The sequence below is a fragment of the Xanthomonas sp. D-36-1 genome (genome assembly GCF_017746155.1).
Classification (GTDB): domain Bacteria; phylum Pseudomonadota; class Gammaproteobacteria; order Xanthomonadales; family Xanthomonadaceae; genus Xanthomonas; species Xanthomonas cissicola.
Map to the genome: position 1 here is coordinate 1 of NZ_JAGHWR010000138.1, position 3,917 is coordinate 3,917.

At 53.6% G+C, this 3,917-nt stretch carries 3 protein-coding genes; 1 reads left to right on the forward strand and 2 read right to left on the reverse strand.

What is annotated here, in order from left to right:
* Positions 1-104 precede the first annotated feature (104 nt).
* Positions 105-536: a type IV pilin protein gene (locus tag J7367_RS22025; RefSeq protein ID WP_081028018.1), complete on the reverse strand. Its 432-nt coding sequence runs from the start codon at positions 534-536 to the stop codon at positions 105-107.
* A gap of 2 nt (positions 537-538) precedes the next feature.
* A complete protein-coding gene (locus J7367_RS22030; RefSeq protein WP_244672368.1) occupies positions 539-3,697 on the reverse strand; it encodes a PilC/PilY family type IV pilus protein in 3,159 nt (1,052 codons plus the stop codon).
* A 19-nt stretch (positions 3,698-3,716) separates the two neighbouring features.
* On the opposite strand from J7367_RS22030, the gene J7367_RS22430 reads away from it, so the two are divergent.
* Complete coding sequence (locus J7367_RS22430) at positions 3,717-3,902, forward strand: hypothetical protein (RefSeq protein WP_244672369.1); 186 nt, start codon at positions 3,717-3,719, stop codon at positions 3,900-3,902.
* The last annotated feature ends 15 nt before the right edge of the window (positions 3,903-3,917 follow it).

The following is a 3,917-nucleotide window of genomic DNA, read 5'->3' on the forward strand; positions in this document are numbered from 1 at the left end:
CGTTGTTCAGACCTTCCTTAGAGCTATACCAGCCACTACACAAAACATCGTCCTAGCCACTGGCTCTACTCGCCTGCACTATCGCGAGACAAAAACGCGCGCAATTACCAACAATCGCTGACAGACGTGGCAGTACCACTTTCTCGGCGCTCGCCCGATTGGAGAATCGAGAGAGCGGCACACTTCGTATCGGCTCTTGCCTGCTGGTTAATTGGCGTGGCAGTGATGGTGTAGCTCCTTCCATCTGCTGAAGGTGCAAGTGCCACCGTATAACTGCTTGCGACCCCTGAATCACACTGCGGCAGCGCTGGCGGAGTGCCGGCATTGTTGTACGACATGTAGGTCGTGTAGTAACGCTCCATATACTGTGCACCGCTCTGTAGACAACTCGTCGCCGCCGAGCGTTTAGCACGCACCACTGCGGCTTGGTAGTTGTACATCGCGATACCAGCTAGGACCGCAATAACAGCGACTACGATCATCAGCTCGATCAAGGTAAAGCCTGCAGACGTACGTCGTTTGCCAACAGTTTTCATTTTCACATCTCCTTCAATAGTTCGCGCCAAGAGACACGAGATGTACGACGCGCCTCACGAATGCGCTGGCACTCTACCGTCGCATTCGACAGGTTCGTACAGATGAGTCCGCCGCCACTGCCGCCACCGCCAGTCAAGATGTTGCCGGTTGTACCCATTCCTCCGAGGCCCACCGACCCAGTCGCTGCCGGTGTCCCAGGCGAACCAGTACTACCACCCACTGGCACTGTCTCGTCTGCGAATGACCCATCACCATTGATGTCGAAGAACGACTCGGACAAGCTCGCCCCCGTAAACGCGTTTAATGCGTTCTGAAAGCCAGTGCCACCCGGCAGACACGGATCGCTGCTGGGGATGATGCTCGAAAAATTCAGTACATCGTTGACCACCTGAGGATCGCTGACAACACGCTCGCCGATCGGAGTGCCGGGAGGCGTGGGCGGATTTACCAAATCGATATACCAGCCATTACGACCAGCCGGAAGTGCTGAAGGCAGTTCGAAGGCACGTACCGTGCGCCCAGTATCGCTGTCGGTGGCAACCGCCGCGATAGTTCTCTGTTGCAGTGTGTTTTTCGCGACCGTAGCTGTGCCGTCTTTTAATCCATAAAAGGTCTGAACACTTCGATCTGCTGTATCACCAGTTTCCATAAAACGACCGGTGCCAAAAAAGACCCATAGCTGGAACGTTGAAGGATCACGAGCAACTACCGGCGACGAGGTGATGGGTTGCACCTGCCCAGTCGGACTGGTTGCGGTGAACATACGAAGACGACTGCTCGCATTGCTCCAGGCAGTGCGGCTAGCGGAACTAATATCGAACTTCCACATGTTTCCTAGCATGTCACCCGCGTATATGAAATCCGCAGTCCCGTTACCATCTACGTCCCGAATAGTCGGCGCCGACATGCCGTTCGGATTAGTGGCGGATCCCACCCCAGTGTCCATTTCGGCCAGAAGAGCCCCATCACTAAGTCGGTAAATGAGCACAGCCGCGCGGTTGCTCGTGCTATTTACACCATTAGGGACAATTAGACCCATGTCGCCGTTGTTGAGCTTGGCAATGATGGGCTGCCCAAGAATCAAGCCCATGTTATTAAGTGGCGTTTCAGTCCTCTCCCATTTGACGCGGCTAGCAACAAAGCTGTCGGGGTTGGTAACATCAAGCGAATACAGACCCTTTCCTCCCCGCCCAAGTGTTCCTACCAGAATGCTCGCGTCCGGCGTCTGGTCGCGTCGCGACAGAATGACTGGACCGTCCACGAAATATCTATGCTCGTAGTCAGGCCGGCTCAATGTGCTCAAGTCATTGAAATTGAGAGCCGCCGGAACGTAAGCGAAATCCTCGGCGCCATTGCTTGCGTCGAAGGCATGTAGCATGCCGTCATTGGCACCTACGTAAACAGTATTTGTTTGCGCATCAAATACAGGTGAGGAACCGACAATATCTCCAAGCACTGTTGTGCGATTACGCAACGTTCCGCCATTGGAAAGCTCCCTCGTGCGAGAGCCTGCAATATATGCAGCATTGTCGGCACCACTCACTGCAGGAGCGGCACTCCGGGCCAGAGGCACTAATTGCGCTGCAGTGGGAAACGTGGCACCGGCCGTACCGTTGAAGGTGAAAACCTTGCGACCTGTCGTCGGGATCCCGGCAGAAGCGCTCCAACTTGGAGTCGCCGAAGTACCTGAAGCGGTAACAGGAAATGCGCGCAACTGCCCGGACCAGATGCCGGACACAAAGCTTGCCTGAAAAGCGAGCGTCGCACTGTCCACCCGGGTGGAGTTCGCGGATAGATTGGAAAACGCGCCGGCACGTTCGATAATAGACGCCAGCGATGCCTTTAACGCTTGAGTGAACTCATCGGGATTACTTGCAACAATAAAATCCCCTCTACCATTAACGGAGGCATGCCACAGATCGTCCACGTTAACGATCGTGTTATTTCTCGGCGTGGGCCAGTTCAGAGTTCCCGCAGTCAGCGGCGGCAGATCGGTCTCCGGATTTAAGGTGCCCGATGCACCAATAGAGATTGCATACGTCACCATGTGCTGCCAGAAGCCAGGATCACGACTGGAAGTGGGCACGTTATTTACAAGATCAGTACGAAGATCATTTTTCCAAAACCGCATTGCTACGTCAGCTAGCGTATCCGAATCTGAACTAGCATACGGACGCTCCGGCCTATAAGTATATGTATCACGTGTGGGACTAGTGATTGTTTGCCCAGCTACGTTATCCTGCTCGTTGGCAACGTCCGTGTAGTTATCTTTGCCGTTCCAGTACCCGTCTGTCGTTAAAATAGTAAAATTCTGACGGCAAGAAAACTGCGCGCTCCCAGCCTGCGGACCGTACGGTCCGTTGGCAGCCGCGCTGCTGTAGTACAGCCCAGCATCGGTCAACGCGCCATGGAGAGGCGTTGCGCCCGAGCCAGAGGCACCATATAGGCGGTCATACCAGATCGTCTTGTTGTTGTTCGCGCCCGATCCACCGTTAGGATCATCGAACAGTCCATCGTTGCGACCAATTGGAATTGGATTATCTTGCGTGATTATATTTCCGGTTTTGTTTCTACGCCAAATTGTCCGAAAGCCAACTCTCGCCGAGGTATTGAGGTCAGAAAAAGCCTGACCCGCGCTAGCTTTCGCCACCTTCATTCTGGTGCGATAGTAGGAATACCATATTGCAAAATTAGCCCGCTCTGAACTTTCATCACTGCGGAGAGCAGGATTCGGCAAGGCAAACGTACAATTCTTCCATTGCCAGCCCGAACCACTGGAATCACAATTTCGCCCTGCAAGTCCCTGCTGACCCGATACGTTCTGCAAATACTCGCTTCTTACGATACGTCCATCCGTGTGGATCTGATAGCGCCAATAGTTGTTAACATTGGCAAGCTGGGCTGCAGAAGCAGCCAGATTTTTTGGCACATAGAATGTGCGTACAGCAGACTGCAGATTCGCCGATCCGGTCAAGAATGAGTTATCCGTATACACACTCGAATAACTAAGACCACCAGTCATTTGGCTACCGTCTGGATTTAACCACGGCTTGTAGTCAAACGCAGGGTTATAGTAAATGGTATTTCTACTATAGGCCTGCTCTGCAATATTGATGGGCGTGGTCCCCGGCAAGACATCCGGCATGGAGTCCTCACTCATCGAGCCAGAATCATCCAGAATGAACAAAATGTTGGGTGAAACACGACCGCTGGATTGCAGCGGCTCATCTGGCAAGTCAACTGCCGCTGCAGGAGCTGCTAACAATGTCGCTGCGAACGCCATGCAGGCGCAGCGCATCTGGTCAGCCAAGGCGGATCGCTTGAAAGGGAGCAATGTGGACGAATTCATGGCAACAACTCCCTAAGGAAGGTCTGAACAA

Bases quoted from the DNA above. Each gene is read 5' to 3' on its own strand.
- J7367_RS22025 (WP_081028018.1), bottom strand. From the start codon at position 536: ATGAAAACTGTTGGCAAACGACGTACGTCTGCAGGCTTTACCTTGATC.
- J7367_RS22030 (WP_244672368.1), bottom strand. From the start codon at position 3,697: ATGAGTGAGGACTCCATGCCGGATGTCTTGCCGGGGACCACGCCCATC.
- J7367_RS22430 (WP_244672369.1), top strand. From the start codon at position 3,717: ATGAACAAAATGTTGGGTGAAACACGACCGCTGGATTGCAGCGGCTCA.